At 66.0% G+C, this 17982-nt stretch carries 13 protein-coding genes; 6 read left to right on the top strand and 7 right to left on the bottom strand.

Annotation, left to right across the window (positions count from 1 at the left end):
- Positions 1-36: 36 nt before the first annotated feature.
- The gene (locus QN157_06440; GenBank protein ID MDR7555233.1) at positions 37-846 is read left to right on the top strand and encodes an ABC transporter permease; all 810 of its coding nucleotides are present in this window, start codon (positions 37-39) and stop codon (positions 844-846) included.
- 202 nt (positions 847-1048) lie between these two features.
- Positions 1049-2770, top strand: coding sequence for a gamma-glutamyltransferase family protein (locus tag QN157_06435; protein MDR7555232.1), 1722 nt, complete (start codon positions 1049-1051; stop codon positions 2768-2770).
- A 45-nt stretch (positions 2771-2815) separates the two neighbouring features.
- On the opposite strand, the gene QN157_06430 is transcribed toward QN157_06435, so the two are convergent.
- The 7 genes from QN157_06430 to QN157_06400 all read right to left on the bottom strand — a co-directional run bounded on the left by QN157_06430 (position 2816) and on the right by QN157_06400 (position 12479).
- Positions 2816-5965, bottom strand: coding sequence for a type I restriction endonuclease subunit R (locus QN157_06430; GenBank protein MDR7555231.1), 3150 nt, complete (start codon positions 5963-5965; stop codon positions 2816-2818).
- A complete protein-coding gene (locus QN157_06425) occupies positions 5962-7617 on the bottom strand; it encodes a hypothetical protein (protein MDR7555230.1) in 1656 nt (551 codons plus the stop codon). Before QN157_06425 ends, QN157_06430 begins: the two co-directional genes overlap by 4 nt.
- A complete protein-coding gene (locus tag QN157_06420; protein MDR7555229.1) occupies positions 7614-8903 on the bottom strand; it encodes a restriction endonuclease subunit S in 1290 nt (429 codons plus the stop codon). Before QN157_06420 ends, QN157_06425 begins: the two co-directional genes overlap by 4 nt.
- A gap of 63 nt (positions 8904-8966) precedes the next feature.
- Positions 8967-9308 (bottom strand): DUF86 domain-containing protein, encoded by a 342-nt coding sequence (locus tag QN157_06415; protein MDR7555228.1) that lies wholly within the window; start codon positions 9306-9308, stop codon positions 8967-8969.
- On the bottom strand, positions 9298-9606 hold the full coding sequence (locus tag QN157_06410; GenBank protein ID MDR7555227.1) for a nucleotidyltransferase domain-containing protein: 309 nt from the start codon (positions 9604-9606) through the stop codon (positions 9298-9300). Before QN157_06410 ends, QN157_06415 begins: the two co-directional genes overlap by 11 nt.
- Positions 9603-11279, bottom strand: a complete 1677-nt coding sequence (locus tag QN157_06405; protein ID MDR7555226.1) for a class I SAM-dependent DNA methyltransferase — start codon at positions 11277-11279, stop codon at positions 9603-9605. The genes QN157_06410 and QN157_06405 overlap by 4 nt, the downstream gene beginning before the upstream one ends.
- A gap of 315 nt (positions 11280-11594) precedes the next feature.
- Positions 11595-12479, bottom strand: a complete 885-nt coding sequence (locus tag QN157_06400) for a restriction endonuclease (GenBank protein MDR7555225.1) — start codon at positions 12477-12479, stop codon at positions 11595-11597.
- 518 nt (positions 12480-12997) lie between these two features.
- Between QN157_06400 and QN157_06395 the strand changes: the two genes are divergently transcribed.
- The 4 genes from QN157_06395 to QN157_06380 all read left to right on the top strand — a co-directional run bounded on the left by QN157_06395 (position 12998) and on the right by QN157_06380 (position 17976).
- Positions 12998-13528, top strand: coding sequence for a hypothetical protein (locus QN157_06395; protein ID MDR7555224.1), 531 nt, complete (start codon positions 12998-13000; stop codon positions 13526-13528).
- A 272-nt stretch (positions 13529-13800) separates the two neighbouring features.
- Positions 13801-15021, top strand: a complete 1221-nt coding sequence (locus QN157_06390; protein MDR7555223.1) for an MFS transporter — start codon at positions 13801-13803, stop codon at positions 15019-15021.
- Between the two features lie 11 nt (positions 15022-15032).
- A complete protein-coding gene (locus tag QN157_06385) occupies positions 15033-16868 on the top strand; it encodes an adenine deaminase C-terminal domain-containing protein (GenBank protein MDR7555222.1) in 1836 nt (611 codons plus the stop codon).
- Between the two features lie 220 nt (positions 16869-17088).
- Positions 17089-17976: an LLM class F420-dependent oxidoreductase gene (locus QN157_06380; GenBank protein MDR7555221.1), complete on the top strand. Its 888-nt coding sequence runs from the start codon at positions 17089-17091 to the stop codon at positions 17974-17976.
- Positions 17977-17982: the final 6 nt, after the last annotated feature.

Here is a 17982-nt window from a genome sequence, read left to right as displayed (position 1 = left end):
CCAGCCGCCCGCCTGCTGCGCCGGCCGTCGGGCGCGGTGGCAGTCGCGCTGCTCGGCGCGGTGGTCGTCGCCGGCTTCGGGTTGTCCTGGGTTCCGCCCTACGACCCGTCGGCCCAGAACCTCAGCCTGACGCTCCACCCTCCTTCCCTGACACCCGTGCGCGACCAGCTGCACCTGCTGGGGACGGACAAGCTCGGACGCGACATCCTCAGCCGCCTGGTGGTCGGTCTGCGCATCTCGCTGCTGGTGGGCCTGGCAGTGGTGCCCCTGTCCGCCGTCGCAGGCCTGGTGGCGGGGCTGGTCACCGGGTTCCGCCGGGGGTGGTTGGACCTGGTCCTGATGCGTGTCGTGGACACTCAACTGGCGATTCCTACCCTCCTGCTGATGATCGCCGTGGTCGCGGTGCTGGGCACCGGGCTCGCGCAGATCATCCTGGTCCTCGCCGTCGCGGGGTGGCCCACCTACGCCCGGGTGATCCGCGCCGAGGTCCTGGCGCTGGCCGAGCGCGAGTTCGTGACGGCCGCCCGGGCTGCCGGCGCGTCGGAGAGGAGGATCCTGCTACACCACGTGCTGCCCAACGTGCTCCCCACCATGCTGGTGTTGGCCACGCTGCAGCTGCCGGTGGTGATCATCTGGGAGGCCGCGCTCAGTTTCCTGGGGCTGGGGATCCAGCCGCCTACGCCCAGTCTGGGACAGATGCTCGGCGAGTCTCAGGAAGTCGTGTGGCAGGCGTGGTGGATGCCGACCCTTCCCGGATTGGCGATCACCCTGGTGGTCCTGGCCTTCAACCTGATCGGGGACCGGCTGCGGGATGTCCTCGACCCGCGGCTGCGTGGTCAGCTGTGAGGACGCCGGTGCGAACGTCCTCCCGACGCGGACGGTTCCCGCAGGCGCACCGGCGGGTGGTGATTCCGACAGGGGCGATCCTCGTCGTCCGCGTTCGCACCGCAGGCGCACAGGCGGGTGCAGAGGGACGACCGGTGACGGCGCACTCGAACCAGGACTTCCCCGCGTGGGCACTTGCGTTCCCCGACGGAGGACGCGCGCCGTGATCGCGCTGCGACCTCTTCCCACCACGCGCCCGCCCGTGATGGGGCGCCGCTACGCGGTGGCCTCCGGCCACCACCTGGCCAGCCAGGCGGCGGCGCGGATCCTGGAGGCTGGGGGTACCGTGGTGGACGCCGGCGTGGCCGCCGGCCTGTGCCTCAACGTGGTGCAACCCGACATGACCAACGTGGGAGGGGTGGCGCCCATCGTGGTGCGCCGCGCCGACGGCCAGGTGGCGACCATCAGCGGCCTGGGGCGCTGGCCGCAGGCGGCCACGGTCGACGAGCTCTTCCGCCGCGGCGGGGACATCTCCAGCGGCATCCTGGCCAGCGTGGTCCCCGCCGCCCTGGACGCGTGGGTTGAAGCCCTGGCGGCCTTCGGCACCATGCGCTTCGCCGACGTCGCCGCCCCCGCCATCGAGCTGGCCGAGCAGGGGTTCCCCGTCAACCGGTTCCTCCACGACAATCTCGCCTCCGCCGCCCCCGCGCTGGAACGCTGGCCGTCCACCCGCGCCGTCTACCTTCCCCGCGGCCGCCCGCCGCAGGTGGGCGAGGTCCTGGTCCAGCGCGAGCTGGCCGCCACCCTGCGCCTGCTGGTGGAGGCCGAGGGCACGACCACCTCCCGGGCGCAGGGCCTGCAGGCGGTGCGCGACCGGTTCTACCGGGGCGACATCGCGCAGCGGCTGGCCGCGTTCTGTCAGCAAGAAGGGGGACTGCTGACCACCGACGACCTCGCCCGCTTCCGCGTCGGGCAGGAGCCTCCCGTGCGCACCACCTACCGGGGATACGACGTCTTCGGGTGCGGGCCGTGGTGCCAGGGCCCGGTGCTCCTGCAGGCCCTCAACATCCTAGAAGGCTATGACCTGGCCTCCCTCCCCCACAAGTCCGCCGACAGCCTCCACCTGATCCTGCAGGCGCTACTGGCGGCTTTCGCCGACCGCCACGCGTATTACGGGGACCCGGACTTCGTGCCGGTGCCGGTGGACGTGCTGCTGTCCAAAGGGTACGCTGCCAGGTGGCGGGACCGCATCGACCCCCGCCGGGCGTTCCCCGGCATGCCGGAACCTGGGGACGCAGGACGCCCCGCCGCCCCGGTTCCCCCACCCGAGCCCCGTTGGGCCGGCGGGCGGGAGGGAGCCGCCGACACCAGCTACGTGTGCATCGTCGACAGCGACGGCAACGCCTTTTCCGCCACGCCCAGCGACGGCGTGCTGGAGACACCTCTGGTGCCGGGGCTAGGGATCGTCATCTCGCCGCGGGGCAGCCAGTCCTGGCTGGACCCCTTCCACCCCGCCTGTGTGGCGCCGGGCAAGCGCCCCCGGCTGACCCCCAGCCCCGCCGTGGTGACCCGCGCGGACGGATTCGTCCTGGCCTTCGGGACGCCCGGCTACGACGTGCAGCCCCAGGCCATGCTGCAGTTTCTCCTCAACCTCATCGAGTACGGGATGGACCCCCAGGAGGCGGTGGAGGCGGCCCGGGTCGCCACCTACAGTTTCCCGGCCTCCACCCACCCCCACCGCTACGAGCCAGGCCTGGTGCGGGCCGAAGCGCGCATCCCCGAGGAAGTCCGTGCCGACCTGCAGGCCCGAGGCCACCGGGTGGAGTCCTGGCCCCAGTGGACGCCGCAGGCGGGCGGGGTCTGCGCGGCGCTGCGCGACCCCGCCGAGGGCGTGGTGGCCGCAGCCGCCGATCCCCGCAGGCTGTCCTACGCGGTGGGTTGGTAGGTCACCCGGGAGCCAGAACTCGCCCGGATCCCCCGCCAGGCCGCATCATGCCGCCTGCGCCCACACCTCCGACAACGCTTCCGCCTGTTCAAGCACTGTGAGCGTAGCCTTCTCCTGCTTGTCCGGCGGGTAGCCGTACTTTCGGAGGATGCGCTTGACGACCACCCGAAGCTGCGCCCGCACGCTCTCACGCACCGTCCAGTCCACGGTCACGTTGTCCCGGACGGTGCGCACCAGCTCCTGCGCGATCCGCCGCAGCGTGGGCTCCCCCAGCACCTTCACCGCGCTGTCGTTGGTCTCCAGCGCGTCGTAGAAGGCGAGCTCCTCTTCAGTGAGCCCCAGCGCCTCGCCGCGCTGGTCGGCTTCGCGCATCTCCTTGGCGAGGGCGATCAGCTCCTCGATCACCTGTGCCGCCTCGATGGCACGGTTCTCGTAGCGCCGGATCGCCTGCTCGAGCAGCTCGGCGAACGACCGCGCCTGGACGACGTTCTTCCGCCGCCGCGTCCGGATCTCACCGGCGAGGAGCTTGCGCAAAAGCTCCACGGCCAGATTCTTGTGCTCCATACCCCGGACCTCGGCCAGGAACTCGTCAGAAAGGATCGAGATGTCGGGCTTCTTCAAGCCGGCGGCGGCAAAGAGGTCCACCATGCCCTCGGGTGCCACGGCACGGGAGACGATCTGGCGGATGGCCTGGTCCAGTTCCTCCTCGGCCTTCGGCTCTCCCGGCGCGCGCTTGACCAGGGCGGCCCGCACCGCCTGGAAGAACGCCACGTCGTCGCGGATCCGCATGGCCTCCTCGTGGGGGACAGCGAGGGCGAAGGCGCGCGAGAGATCCCGCACCGCCGCAAGTAGCCGCTCCTTTCCGTCCTCCTGGCCAAGGATATGCTCCTGGGCAGCGGGGAGGAGACTCAAGCGCTCCTCGGGGCGCCCTGTCTTCCAGCGCGACCAGTCGAAGCCGTGGAAGAGGTCGCTGCAGACCTCGTACTTTTCGAGCATGACGGTGACCGCTTTCTCCTGCGAAATCGCCGTCCAGCCGGTCCCGCCGCTCTCGGTATAGGTCGCCAGCGCCTGCTTCAGTTCGTGGGCGAGACCCAGGTAATCCACCACGAGCCCGCCGGGCTTATCGCGGAAGACGCGGTTGACGCGCGCGATGGCCTGCATGAGCCCGTGACCGCGCATGGGCTTGTCCAGGTACATCGTGTGCAGGCTCGGGCAGTCGAACCCCGTCAGCCACATATCGCGCACGATCACCATCTCGAAGGGATCGTTGGGATTCCGGAAGCGATTTGCGAGGAGTTCGCGGCGCTGTTTATTCCGAATATGGGGTTGCCAGTCCGAGGGGTCGGACGCCGAGCCGGTCATGACGACCTTGACCACACCTTTGTCGTCATCGTCGTGGTGCCACTGGGGCCGCAGTTTCACGATCTCACGGTACAGATCCACGCAGATGCGCCGGCTCATGCACACGACCATGGCCTTCCCGTCCAACGCCTGGAGGCGTCGCTCGAAGTGCTCCACGACGTCCTGGGCGATCAGACGAATCCGCTTCTCCGCCCCGACAATCGCCTCGAGCTGCGCCCACTTCGTCTTGAGCTTCTCTTTCCGCTCGACCTCCTCGCCCTCGGTGACTTCCTCGAACTCTGGGTCGATCCTCGGCCGCTCCTGTTCATCCAGCTCGAGCTTGGCCAGGCGGCTCTCATAATAGATCGGCACGGTCGCCCCGTCCTCGACCGCGCGCTGGATGTCGTAAATGGAGATATAGTCGCCGAAGATCAGACGGGTGTTTCGGTCTTCGAGTTCGAGCGGCGTGCCCGTAAAGGCGATGAACGAGGCGTTCGGCAACGCGTCGCGTATGTGACGGGCGAAGCCGTCAATGAAGTCGTACTGGCTGCGGTGGGCTTCATCTGCAATGACGACGATGTTGCGGCGCTCGGAAAGGATCGGGTGGCGATCGCCGCGTTCTTCCGGCAGGAACTTCTGGATCGTGGTGAAGACCACCCCGCCCGCCTGCACGGAGAGCAATTCGCGCAGGTGGGCGCGGCTTTCGGCCTGCACCGGCGGCTGGCGCAGGAGACCCTGGCAGCGGGCGAAGGTGCCGTAGAGTTGATCGTCCAGGTCGTTGCGGTCGGTGAGGACGACAAGGGTCGGATTTTCCATCGCTGGTTCGCGGATGATCCGCCCTGCGTAAAACACCATGGTGAGGCTCTTGCCGGATCCCTGCGTGTGCCAGACAACACCGATTCGACGGTCGCCAGGTTTCCCGCCGGGTTTTCGGCCTGCCTCATAGCGGCCAGATTGCTCGGCCACGTGATCGGCCTCGGCTCGCAAATGTGCTGCCCGGAGTGTTTCGGCCACAGCCACCTGAACCGCGTGGAACTGGTGGTATCCTGCAACCTTCTTGTCGAGTTTCCCGCTTCTATCATCCTCGAAGACGATGAAATCTCGCAGGAGTTGAAGAAAGCGCCTGCGGTCGAAGACACCCTTCAGCAGGACCTCGAGCTGCGACACCCCGATATCCTCGACCTGTTTCCCCGAGATCGTACGCCAAGGCTTGAACCATTCCCGACCGGCTGTGAGGGTACCGAGGCGCGCCTCGAGCCCGTCGGAGATGACCAGCAGTTCATTGAGCGAAAAGAGCGACGGCAGCTCGGCTTTGTAGGTCTGGAGTTGCTGGAAGGCCGTCCAGATGGTGGCCTCCTCGTCGGCGGGATTCTTCAATTCGATGATGGCAAGAGGGAGCCCGTTGACGAACAGGACGATGTCTGGCCGGCGCGTGTGGCGATTCTCGCTGACCGTAAACTGGTTCACCGCCAGCCAATCGTTGTTTTCCGGATCTTCGAAGTCGAGGACTCGCGTTTGTGCCCCGGCGATGGTTCCGTCGGGTCGTCGGTACTCTACGGTCACACCGTCCACGAGCATCCGGTGGAATGCACGGTTGCGGGCTTCGAGCGTGGCGCCCTCGGGATTTGTAATCTTGCGGAAAGCATCCTCCAGCGCCTCCTGGGGCAGGTCCGGGTTCAGCCGTGCCATGGCATCTCGCAGCCGCTGCGTCAACACCACCTCGCGGTAGTCCTGCCGCTCGGCAAACAGCCCATCCGGGGCGATCTCCGGGCCGTGCTTGATCGTCCAGCCGAGCCATTCCAGCCACGAAAGGGCAACCGATTCGACTTCTGACTCGTACAACGCTCTCTTCATTCCATACCCTGCACGCAGTCAAGCAGCAGTAAGTGAAGAGCATTTACCGCTCGCATCAATAGAATTTTCATCACGTCTCGATTATCCTTTCCCAGTATTCCTAATCTTTCTAATCGTCGCTCATACTCACTGCCCTTGCGATGAGCTACACCAGCAGAGCGAAGACCTTGAAGGTCTCGTAGAAAGACGATTATTTCTTCTCCATGCTTACATCCCTTGTTTTTAAGGAAGCGTTCAAACTTTTGGATGCCTCGCTCCTCTTTGCGTTTCTCGGTCAACTCCCTTTCCAGTCCCTGTTCGTTGAGCGAGTCCACAAGCAGTTTTGTAAGAGCCAGAATTTGCTCGTCTAACTCACGTTGGGAACCAGTAACGGGAATGTGCACCGCTAAGACATGCTCATCCCCAGGTTTTGGCTCGAGAAAAAGCGGCCATCCCATCCGTTCACGCCAGGTCTTGTTCAATTCCTGGTACTTCTGGGTAAAAACGAGATCTACACTCTCGGGATCAGCAAATTGCGCTAGAAAGCTCCGACGGAAACAGGTGGCACTGATACCTGCATTTGCTGGCGGCGGCACATTGTACTGCTTCCAGTGCAAGCGCTCGCGGTAAGGGAGATCGCGACCAAGGTCACCAAGGAACGCAATAACGTGGGTCGGATGATCGTTATCGATCTGCATCCCCCAAAGACCAAGACAGCGGAGATAACCATCCTCAACAGAATATCGATCGGGTTCCGCGTAGTATTTTTGCAACACCTCCTTTCTAAAATACACTGGCGTCAGGTAGTGCGGCGCCCCTTGATTGGCGCCGAAATAGTTAGAAAGCTTTTCTGGGTTGGAAGTGAACTCTTGGAATCGGCCATCAGGAGTAACGCCGATGATAAATGACACCTCGGGGTCCGTCCCTCTCTCCTCGAATGGCCACTTGCCACATTTCTTAATGGGCAGCGGCGCAACGATAACCTTGCCCAACAGGCGGGACAATGTACGGTAGTCTCTCTGGAAATCGCATTCCCGAACATTTACAGAGTACCGCATTTTCTTCTCTCGATATTCTAACTGTTGCTTCTCTTTGGGAACCTTCTCCAATGGGATCATAGAATAACGGATAGAGTCGAAGTATATGGCAAGATACAGTTGCGTAGCTGCAAGGAACTGCAGCAAGTATCTCCAGTTTACTTCTACTTTGCGTTCGGTTATCCGCGCTACTTCTACTTCATACCCCGATTCATCGAAGTCCAACAAAAGCCCACGCTGATGATCCTCCGCAAGGTTATGGAAGAGCCGAAACTCTTCGCACAGCTCTAAGTAGCAAGGGAACGCTCCGTGGAAGTTCCTCGATATAACTAGAGGGCGCAGTCCTTCGGTGCCGAATCGGTGGTAAGTCGTTGTTGTTTTCCCTTCTTGCCAGGACTGACTGAAACCAGGAAGGCCATCGCCTATGGCCAAGTCCCAGCCGTCCTTCTCCAACGCCCCTTTAACCGCTTTGCGCTCCAACAACGCACAAAAGATAGCAGATCTGTCGGGACCCCTGTCATCAATGGCATAAACAACTTGCCAAGGCTTTTGCCCTATAGATGGAATGAAATTAGCGATAAGGTCTTGTTGCAGAAGGTAGTCTAGATCGTGCCGGTAGTCCTTGGATGGATTCATAGCCCTCTCTCCTTCAAAAACTGCTCGGCGTCCTTCACGCGGATCTCCGCGCTGATGAGCTTTGGCAGCAACGCATCGCGCAGGGTGGTGAGGGTACGGGATTCAACATCGTTACGGTAACGCTGGTTAAATAATGGAATTACCACTTTGTCGAAAGCATCCATGACTTCTGTGCTTGGATAAACTTGCAGGTTAGCGTATACGAAGTTACGGTTTAAGCCAGGTACTGCAGAGTCCGCAGCCAACGAAGGCAGATCGTGGCTGGAAAGTGCGTAAAAAAGAAAGTAGAGACTTAGGCATCTGCTTTTTCGCACAACGTAGAAAGTGGTATCAATAGCAAAAAAGTCGCTAGGAACCCAAGTTACCGTTCCCGGATTCCCCTTGCGCCCAACAACAATACCGGGTCCTCGTGCTAGCGCCTCATCATGCCATCCGACTTGACCGTTGGACCCATACACGGGAACTGAACCGGTCCTGCGCTCTTGTTCTTTGAGGCTCTTACCATAGGCAAGCTCTATCAGGTCACCCAAACGAGCTACTTCCCACCCCTCCGGAATCTCTCCTAGCTCGGAGTCCACAAGCCGCTCGGGGAAGAGGTCGTAGAGATGGGCGGGCAGACCCGGCAACGACTGGCCGCGCCGCCAGCGGCCCTCCATCTTGGCGCGCACCGGCTCGAAGTCCACGAACCACGCCTTGAACAGCGCCCGCGCCATCTGCTCCAGGGTCTCGCTCATCCGCCGGTTCAGCTCGATCTTGTCGTCCAGCGTACCGAGGATGTGGGCGATGGCGCGCTGTTCGGGGAGGGGAGGTAAAGGAATCTCTATTGTGCGAAGATAAGTCACAGGCTGGGCGATGGACGGAACTCCAACCTGAGAAGTGTTGGCGAGAAGCTTGTGCTGCCCCTCAGCCGTTTTGAAGTAAGCGACTACGAATTCTGGAAGCACCTTTGACGTATCCGGTCGCATGTAGAACTGGCGCTGTGAGATCACATAGCGTTCGTGTTTTGAATCAGGTGGAACGTAAGCAACCTGCCCGATGTTGCCTGCGTGTGTAAAGATCACATCGCCGCGTTGTACATTTGCGTTTTTGAGGCGCTCTGCGTGATCGAGAGTAATGTAGTTGAACCCAACGGAGTCGTCGACCTTAAAGCCGTTCAAGTGTTGGCCGCTGATGACTGGCACACCATCTGGAACAAATGTTTCGACCTTAATTGAAGACCCGAACGGTCCCATTGCTACGCGTTCGGCTACTTCTTCAATGCGAACCGTTCGCCATTCACCCGTCATAACCCAGCTCCTACAGGTTGCCGCCTACGGCTGCTCTCAGGCCGCGTGCTCCGCTGGCCATGGTTATTTCTCCTCCAGCAGGACCGCCACCTCGCGGCGCAGCGTGGGCAGTTTAGATTGGACGATGTCCCAGACGATGCGGTGGTCTATTTCCGCATAGCCGTGGATCAGGATGTTGCGGAAGGCGATGATGCGGCGGTACTCGCTGATCCGCGCGGCCACGGCCTCGTCCAAGCGGGCGAGCTGCGAGAGGGCCTCACCGATGATCTCGAACTGGCGCTCCACGGCGGCACGCAGCATGGCCTCCCTCTCATAGTCCGCGTAGGTCTTCCCCGCCGTAAAGCCGGCGATGAGCTCTGTGGCCTGCTGGATATCGTAGAGGTACTTCTTCGCCTCAAGCCGCATAGAGCACGACCCGGGTCTTCTCGATCGACTCGAGGAAATAGGGGTTCTTGATGGCGGAGGCGACGACCAGGTCTACCGGCCGCCCGAAGAGCGCCTCCAGGGCCTCCAGCAGCCCGAAGTAGCGGTCGGCGTAGCCTGAGCCGATGGGCGGTTCGAATTCCACCAGGAAATCCAGGTCGCTGGTCTCCCCCTGGAATTCGCCCGTCGCTGCGGAGCCGAAGACCTCCAGTCGGCGCACCCCAAGGCGGCGGCAAAGGGCCTCAAGCTCGCCTCGGCGCTGTTCGATGGCCGGGATCACTGCTTATCCCTCTCGTCCAAAGCATAGCCAAGGTGCGCGAGATTGGCGGCGATGGCCTCCTCCAACCGGCGCGCCTCGGCCTGCTGCTCGCGCAGTTGCGCCACTAGGCGTTTCATCTTCTCCTCGAACGGCTCGTCACCGTCCTCTTGAATCTCGGCACCGACGTAGCGGCCGGGCGTGAGCACGTGGCCGTGCTGGCGGATCTCCTCCAGCGTGGCGCTCCTGCAGAAGCCGGGCACGTCCCGGTACTCGCCGGCCTCCTTCTCCCCGCGCCAGGCATGGTAGGTGCGGGCGATGCGCTGGATCTCCTCGTCGGTGAGCTCCCGGTGGACGCGGTCCACCATCACGCCCATTTTCCGGGCGTCGATGAAGAGCACGTCACCCCGTCGATCCCGGAGAGGCTCCCTCCGTCCAGCGGGAGGCCGACCGCTTTTGTCACGGGCAAGGAACCAGAGACAGGCGGGGATCTGCGTCGAGTAGAAGAGCTGACCGGGTAGCGCAACCATGCAGTCCACCAAGTCAGCCTCGATGATGTTCTTGCGGATCTCACCCTCGCCAGACTGGTTGGAGGACATGGACCCGTTGGCCAGCACGAAACCGGCGTAGCCCGTCGGAGCAAGGTGGTGGATGATGTGCTGCACCCAGGCGAAGTTGGCGTTGCGCACGGGCGGGACGCCGAACTTCCAGCGCTTGTCCTCCCGCAGCTGCTCGCCGCCCCACGCCTTCGTGTTGAACGGCGGATTCGCCAGGATGAAGTCGGCCTTGAGGTCGGGGAAGCGGTCGTTGTGGAAGGTATCGCCTTGCTCGATCCGGCCGTCGATCCCGCGAATGGCCAGGTTCATCTTCGCGAGCCGCCAGGTAGTGTAGTTCGATTCCTGGCCGTAGATGCTGATCTGACTGCGCGCGCGGCCGCCGTTGCCGTTGCCCGTAGCGTGAGCTTCAATGAATTCCACCGACTGGACAAACATCCCCGACGAGCCGCAGCACGGGTCGTAGACGCGCCCCTGGAACGGCTCCAGCATCTCGACCAGCAGGCGGACCACACAGCGGGGCGTGTAGAACTCGCCGCCCTTCTTCCCCTCGGCGCTGGCGAACTGTCCCAGGAAGTACTCGTACACGCGGCCGAGGACGTCCTTGGCCCGGGCGTCGGCGTCGCCCACGCGGATGTTGGTGACGAGGTCGATCAGTTGCCCGAGGCGCTGCTTGTCCAGGGCCGGCCGGGCGTAATCCTTGGGGAGGACGTTTCTAAGCGAGGGGTTGTCGCGCTCGACGGCTTCCATCGCCTGGTCCACGATCTGGCCGATCTCAGGCTGGCGGGCACTCTGCCGCAGGCGCTCCCACCGGGCCTCGGGCGGGACCCAGAAAACGTTCTGGGCGCGGTACTCGTCGGGGTCCTCGGGGTCTGCCCCCTCGGCGCGCTCGGCCTCAAGCCGTGCGCGGTGTTCCTCGAAGGCATCGGAAATGTACTTGAGAAAGATGAGGCCAAGGACGACATGCTTGTACTCGGCGGCGTCCATCGAGCCGCGCAGCGCGTCGGCCATGCGCCAGAGCTCGGCTTCGTAGCCGACGACAGCACCCGTGGAGTTGGTAGGCCGGGCCTTTGAAGCACGTAGCCCAGAGGAAGACGCTTTCCTCAGCTTGACAGCGCTAGATGCCCTCACGCGTCGCGCCATGCGTGCACGCTCCCAGCCAGGTTTACAACCTTGGTCTTTTCGCCTGACCCAACCCCGCCCTTCAGGCTGACGCCGATTCCCGGCGCCAGAAGTCTTGTTATATTTCCCTTCCCGGAGGAGGTTCTTGCCACGCCACCGCAACGTCCGGAAGGACTCCACCGACGGTCACACCAGACCGAAGCTCCTCAGGCCTCATGGCCCCCGAGCAAACGCGCTCAACGACCCAAGGAAAACGAACGCATCTTCCCTGGATCACAGCCATTGCAACAAGCCCACTCCGTTAACCAGATTCAGACCCGCATCTCCGGTAGGTCGCTAACCCTCCCGCGCCAGGTAGTAGATGGGTTTTAGCGGCAGCAGTCGCCGTCCCTCTTCGGGTATGTCCTTGTAGTAGGTCACCCACAAGTCGAAGAGTTTCTCCAGGTCGAGTAAGGTAATGCGCCGGGCCGGGTGCGACCGTGCTTCCTGTTCAGCCTCCTTAGTAAACCCTCCGGTCGAAATGAACAGGCCGATGTCCTCGTTCCCGAGAACCGCCATGAAAGCCCGCAATCCCTCCACCGAGACCTTGTCCTGCCTCCGCTTTACCTGAACACGAACTCGCGGAGGTCGGGTTCCGAGCGGATCGGAAAAGGCGATAAGGTCGGTACCCCCGTCGGGGCCAGGTGGTGCCGTCCAGGCCACGTGATAGCCCATCCCTTTCAGAAGCGAACTCACCAAAGTTTGAAAGTCGTAGGGGCTGATGTTCATCAAGTAGTCCTCAATCTCACGCCAGGCCATCTCTTCCGCTTCTTCAATCGTTACCGTCGCTGTCGGCTCCGTCTCAATCTCTTCATCGACCGAACCGCTTGGGACGGACAACTTCCATTGTTTGTAAAGTTTGTCCGCCTCCCGTGCCAACTCTTGAGGGTCCTGATAGCGCTTGAAAGCCTCCCGTCCTTGATCCGTGATCGACCATCGGCCTTTTTCCTTTGTCAGCCAACCCGCCTTTACGGCCTTGATCGTCGAAAAACGGACGATTTTTTCGTACCGGCGCACACCGGGCCGGTTCGGATAATCGCTTTCCTCGAATGGCGTTGGCGGCACGATAGTCTGAAGCCGCTGTAGCACTTCCTTCGCGGGAAGACCGTCAGGTGCCGCTGCCAGAATGCTGAGTACCCCGCGGACAAGCTCTCCCCGTCGCTTCGCGGTCATCTCAGCCATCACTGATCCCTCCGTCGGCGCCTGAGACCAGTACAGGGCAGCCTACTATCCCCGCCTGGGCAACCTCAGGGCCTCTGTCATCCTCTACTTACTTTCCCCTTGCCAAACCACCTGCGACCGCACCGGTCGTCTGGGGCCTACGCTTCCCGGATGTTGGTGATGGCGTCTTCCTCCCGTCATCCCGGCCTTCTCCGACCGGCGGAGGCTCTTCCAGTTCGCGGTTCACCGCGCTCGCCCCCGGTCAGGTTCCTGCGCGCCAGCCCAAAGAGCGCCGCAAGGCCCTCGCGGACCCGCGCTTCATCGGCAGGGCTGAGATGGCCCAACTGGCCCCGGACGAGCCGGTGGCTGGCCTGTTCTTGGTGACCTCTTGGTCCGTGAGCGCAAACGGCAGACGCACGACGGCGAACCGCTCAAAGTTCACGGTACGCCTCCTCGTCCGCTGAGCCGGCCAACTTGCACGTGAACCGCCGGCCGTTTTGTGCTACCCTGGAGCCATCGAGCCCTGGGAGGCGGACGTCATGGGCAAAGCGCGCGTGCTCGTGCTGGTCATCGTCGTGGCGGGTGTCGTGGGGGCGCTCGCGTACGCGGCGGGCGTAAGAGCCGGCCGCGAGGCGGCGGCTGCGCCCGCGAGCCCGCGCCCGCTCGTCCGGCCGGCCCAGACCCTCGAGCCGTTCCTGCCGGGTCAGCCGGCGCCGTTCCCGCAGCAGGCGCCGCTCCAGCAGCAGGCGCCGGCACTCCCCGGCGCACCGGGGCCCGCGCCGAACCTGCGCGAGTTCGTCCCGCTGCCCATGCCAGGACCGGGGCAGCAGCTGCCGGGTCAGCTCCCGGGCGCGCAGCAGGGCGACTGCGAGCCGATCATCCTCTTCTACCACGACGGGCAGCTCTACCAGCTGCGGCCCGGACCGGGACCGCAGACCGGCCCCGGCCGGCCGACGTCGCCGCCCGAGTACTTCCGGCTCGATCCGTACCAGGGCCCGGCGATTCCGGGGCTGCCGATCCCGCAGCCGGACCGCGGTCCGGGGTTCTCACCGGTCAACCCGCGCTCCTAGCGCCACACCGCATGGCAGGCGCCCAGCGTCCCACGCGCTGATCGGAGCGCGGAGTGGCCGTCACCCGCACGAGAATGTGCGAGGGGAACAACACGCGACGTAACGGCGGCACATGATCGCGTTCCACGCCGCGGCGAGATCCTCGGGCCGTGCGAGAGGAACAGCGCGCGACGTAACGCTGGTACTGCGGAACCACGCGTGCATGCGGATGGAAACACGATAAAGTGCAAGAGGAACAACCCACAACGTCCCACACCCTGACCGGAGCACGGGTGTCCTCCACGCGCACCCTCGCCCGAGGCTGGTCGGCGGCCGCCGCCGGCGCGGTGCCGCTGCTGGCGTTGCTGCTGGTGATCGACCTGGGCGTCTCGTTCATGGGTCCGCTGGTCCCGCAGATCCAGCGCGACTTCCGGGTCTCGGCGGGTGCGGTGGCGCTGGCGCTGGGGGTCTACAACGGCGTCCGGCTGCTGTTCAACATGCCCATGAGCCGGTACGTGGCGCGCTCGCAGCTGCCGCAGGCGGTGGCGACCGGCGGCGCGATCCTCGTGGCGGGGGCGCTGGTGGCGGCGACGGCACCGACGTTCTGGCTCGTGATCGTCGGACGCGCGATCATGGGCGTGGGCTCGGCGTTGTTCTTCCTGTCGGTGCAGTTCTGGCTGGCCCGCCTGGCCACCCCGGAGACGAAAGCGCAGCTGTTCAGCGCCCACCAGCTGGCCGGGCTGGTGGGCAGCGCGCTCGGCCCGGCCGCGGGCGGCCTGCTCGCCGACTGGCTGAGCTGGCGGGCTGCCTTCGCGTTGTCGGTGGTAGCGGGTCTGCTGGCGGCAGCGACCGGCCGCAGGCTGCCGGCGCCCGATCCTCCGGCCGATCCGCCAGCGGGCGCGGCAGCGACGGCCCTGCGCCCGCGCGCCGGCGACGTGGTGGGGCCGGGCCTCTGCATGTTCGCCTTCCTCTTCTTCCACGGCGGGGTGCTCACCACGCTGATCCCGCTCTATGCCGCGCGCGAGGTGCACTTGAGCGCCGCGGTCATCGGCACCCTGCTCATGGCGGGCACGCTCCAGCGGTTCGTCAGCGCGCTGCTGGGTGGCTGGCTTGTGCGCCGGCACGGGACGCGTCCGGTGGTGATCGGCGGTCTGGTGGTGCTGGCGCTCTCGGTGCTGAGCTTTCTCGCGGTGGGCTCGCCCGCCAGCCTGGTGCTGGCGGTCTCGCTCGTGTCGTGGGCCAACCTGGGCGGCAGCTTCGTCATCGCCATGATCACCGACCGGGTTCCCGAGGCGCACTGGGGCACGGCGCTCGGCATCAACCGGACGCTGGGCGACCTGGGGGCCGTGGTCGCGCCGCTCGTGGTGGGGTTCGTCATCGATGGGTTTGGCTTCCGGGCTGCCTTCGTGGTGGCCTCAGGGTTCCTGCTGGCCGCCGCGCTGGCGGCCGCTGCGATGACCGCGCATCCCGGCAGCCGGTTGCAGCCCGCTGCCGCACCGCTGCGCGAGGTATAGGAGGGAACGCCGTGCCGTCCGAGCCGTCGGCTCACCGTTCCGCTGGGGCAGCCCCCGAGGCCCGCTGGATCGCCGCGGCAGACCCCAAGGCCCACCGGATCGCAGCCGCCGCTGCCGCAGGCCGCCGCCCGTTCGACCTGGTGATCCGCAACGTCCGCGTCGTCAACGTCTACACCGGCGAGGTGCTGCCCGGACACATCGGGATCGCCGGCGGGCTCTTCGCCCGGATCTTCCCGCTGGAGGCGACGCCCGGCCCCGCCACGGTCAGCGTCGACGGTGGGGGGCGCTTCGCGGTGCCGGGACTCGTCGACTGCCACCTGCACATCGAGAGCAGCATGGTACTGCCGGCCGCGTTCGCCGAGGCGGTGGTGCCGCGCGGGGTGTTGACGGTGACGCCCGATCCGCACGAGATCGTCAACGTCATGGGCCTGGAGGGCATGCGCCTGCTCCTCGAGGCCAGCCGCGACCTGCCGCTGGACGTCTTCTTCCAGGTGCCCTCCTGCGTACCGGCCACGGCGTTGGAGACCGCAGGCAGCGCCATCGGGCCCGCCGAGGTGCGCGCCGCGCTGGGCTGGGAGCGCGTCGTGGCGCTGGGCGAGGTGATGGACTACCCGGCGGTGCTGGCGGGGGACGAGCGTATGCACGCGATCGTCGGCGCGGCCCTGGCAGCCGGCGCGGTGGTGGAAGGCCACGCGCCCAACCTGCGCGACGGCGACCTGGCGGCGTTCGTGGCCGCGGGCATCACGTCCGACCACACGCTGGTGACGGCCGAGCTGGCGCGCGAGCGCCTGCGCGCCGGCATGACGCTGCTCCTCCAGGAGAAGTCGCTGGCGCCCGACGTGCTGCGCACGGCCGAGGAGTACGGCCGCGCGCTGAACGTCTGCCTGGTGACCGACGACGTGATGGCCGACGACCTGGTGGCCCGCGGCCACCTGGACGTGCTGGTGCGGGAGGCGATCCGGCTGGGCTGGGACCCGGTCGACGCGATCCGCGCGGCTACGCTGGCGCCGGCGCGGCGCATGCGGCTGTACGACCGGGGCGGCATCGCGCCGGGCCTGGTCGCGCACCTGGTGCTGGCAGACGACCTGGAGGAGTTCCGCGCGCAGATGGTGTTCGCGCGGGGCGTGCTGGTGGCAAAGGACGGCCGGCCCGTACCGGGCGCCTGGCCGTCGGCGCAGGCGTCCGGCGGCGTGGGGCGCGGGACGGTGCGGCTCGCCCCGCCGGGACCGGAGCGGTTCCACATCGCGGTGCCCGCCGCGGGCCGCACCGCGCGCACGGCGCGGGTGCGCGTCATCGAGATGCTTCCCACAGGGACGGTGACGCGCGCGGGGGAGGCCACGGTGCCGGTGGCCGCGGGCACGCTCGACTGGGAAGCGACCGACCTGTGCCTGGCGGCGGTGTTCGAGCGCCACGGCCGCACGGGCACCGTCGGCCTGGGGCTCGTGCGCGGCGCGCTCCAGCACGGTGCCGTGGCCACGACATGGGCGCACGACAGCCACAACCTGCTGGTGCTGGGACGCTCGGCTGCCGAGATGGCGGTCGCCGCGCGCTGGGTGATCGCCCACGACGGTGGCATCGTGGCGGTCCGCGGCGAGACGGTGCTGGCCGGCGTGCCCTTGCCGGTCGCCGGCATCATGTCCGATCAGCCGGTGGCCGTGGTGGCCCAGCAGCTCGCCGCGTTTCGCACGGCGCTTGCCAGTGAGCTGGGCTTCGTCAACCGCTCGCCCATCATGGCGCTGGGTGTGCTGCCCCTGGCGGTGGCCCCCGCGTTGCGCCTGACCGACCTGGGCCTGGTGGACGTGGACCGCGGCGAGCTGGTGGATCTCTTCCTGCCGGATCCCGCCTGAGCGCCGGGCCGCGGGCACGGCTGCGAGCACGGCTTAGGGCACGGCTCCGGGCGCGGCCGCGAGCACGGCTCCCAGCGCGGCCGCGGGCACGGCTGCGGGCGTGGCTGCGCACGCGGCGCGACGGCCGCCATTCCCGCCGCAGCGGCACGCGTCCTGCCCGCGCTGGTCCTGCTATACTGAGGGCGTTCCGACCATCCATGGCGTGAAGCCCGGAGGACGCATGCGCATTGGCGTGGTGTTTCCCCAGACCGAGATCGGCACCGATCCCGTGGCGATCCGCGACTTCGCCCAGGCTGTGGAGGAGATGGGCTACCACCACTTGCTGGCCTACGACCACGTGCTGGGTGCCGACGTCACGCACCGCCCCGGGTGGCTGGGCTACACGAGCGAGGACATGTTTCACGAGGTGCTCGTGCTCTTCGGCTACCTGGCGGCCGTGACGCGGCGGTTGGAGCTGGTGACGGGCATCCTGATCCTCCCGCAGCGCCAGACCGCGCTGGTGGCCAAGCAGGCGGCGGAGGTCGACGTGTTGAGCGGCGGCCGCCTGCGCCTGGGCGTGGGGCTGGGCTGGAACTCGGTGGAGTACGAGGCGCTGGGCATGGACTTCCGCCGCCGCGGTGCCGCCATCGAGGAGCAGATCCACGTCCTGCGGCTGCTGTGGACCCAGCCGGTCGTGACGTTTCGCGGGCGCCGCCACCGCATCACCGCCGCCGGCATCAACCCGCTCCCGGTCCAGCGGCCGATCCCCATCTGGATGGGCGGGGAGTCGGATGCGGCCATTCGTCGCACCGCGCGCCTGGCCGACGGCTGGTTCCCCGGCGGCACGCTGCGCACCGAGCGCGAGCGCCTGCCCCAGCAGGACCGCGCCGAACAGGTCGAGCGCCTGCGGCGCTACGCGCGCGAGGCGGGCCGCGACCCGGCCGCCATCGGTCTGGAGGGCCGCATCGCCATCGCCGGCAGCACGCCCGACCAGTGGCGGCAGGAGGTCGAGCGCTGGCGGCGCCTGGGCGCCACCCACGTGAGCGTGGTCACGATGCGGGCCGGGCTGCCGACCCCGCAGGCCCACATCCACGCGGTGCGCCGCTTCCTGGAGGCGGCCAGGGGCTAATTGCCC

Source organism: Armatimonadota bacterium, assembly GCA_031459855.1.
In the GTDB taxonomy this organism is placed as follows: Bacteria; Sysuimicrobiota; Sysuimicrobiia; order Sysuimicrobiales; family Humicultoraceae; genus Fervidifonticultor; species Fervidifonticultor primus.
This window is presented reverse-complemented; position numbering and strand designations above follow the sequence as displayed.

Bases quoted from the DNA above. Each gene is read 5' to 3' on its own strand.
- QN157_06430 (MDR7555231.1), bottom strand. From the start codon at position 5,965: ATGAAGAGAGCGTTGTACGAGTCAGAAGTCGAATCGGTTGCCCTTTCG.
- QN157_06425 (MDR7555230.1), bottom strand. From the start codon at position 7,617: ATGAATCCATCCAAGGACTACCGGCACGATCTAGACTACCTTCTGCAA.
- QN157_06420 (MDR7555229.1), bottom strand. From the start codon at position 8,903: ATGACGGGTGAATGGCGAACGGTTCGCATTGAAGAAGTAGCCGAACGC.
- QN157_06415 (MDR7555228.1), bottom strand. From the start codon at position 9,308: ATGCGGCTTGAGGCGAAGAAGTACCTCTACGATATCCAGCAGGCCACA.
- QN157_06405 (MDR7555226.1), bottom strand. From the start codon at position 11,279: ATGGCGCGACGCGTGAGGGCATCTAGCGCTGTCAAGCTGAGGAAAGCG.
- QN157_06400 (MDR7555225.1), bottom strand. From the start codon at position 12,479: ATGGCTGAGATGACCGCGAAGCGACGGGGAGAGCTTGTCCGCGGGGTA.
- QN157_06395 (MDR7555224.1), top strand. From the start codon at position 12,998: ATGGGCAAAGCGCGCGTGCTCGTGCTGGTCATCGTCGTGGCGGGTGTC.
- QN157_06380 (MDR7555221.1), top strand. From the start codon at position 17,089: ATGCGCATTGGCGTGGTGTTTCCCCAGACCGAGATCGGCACCGATCCC.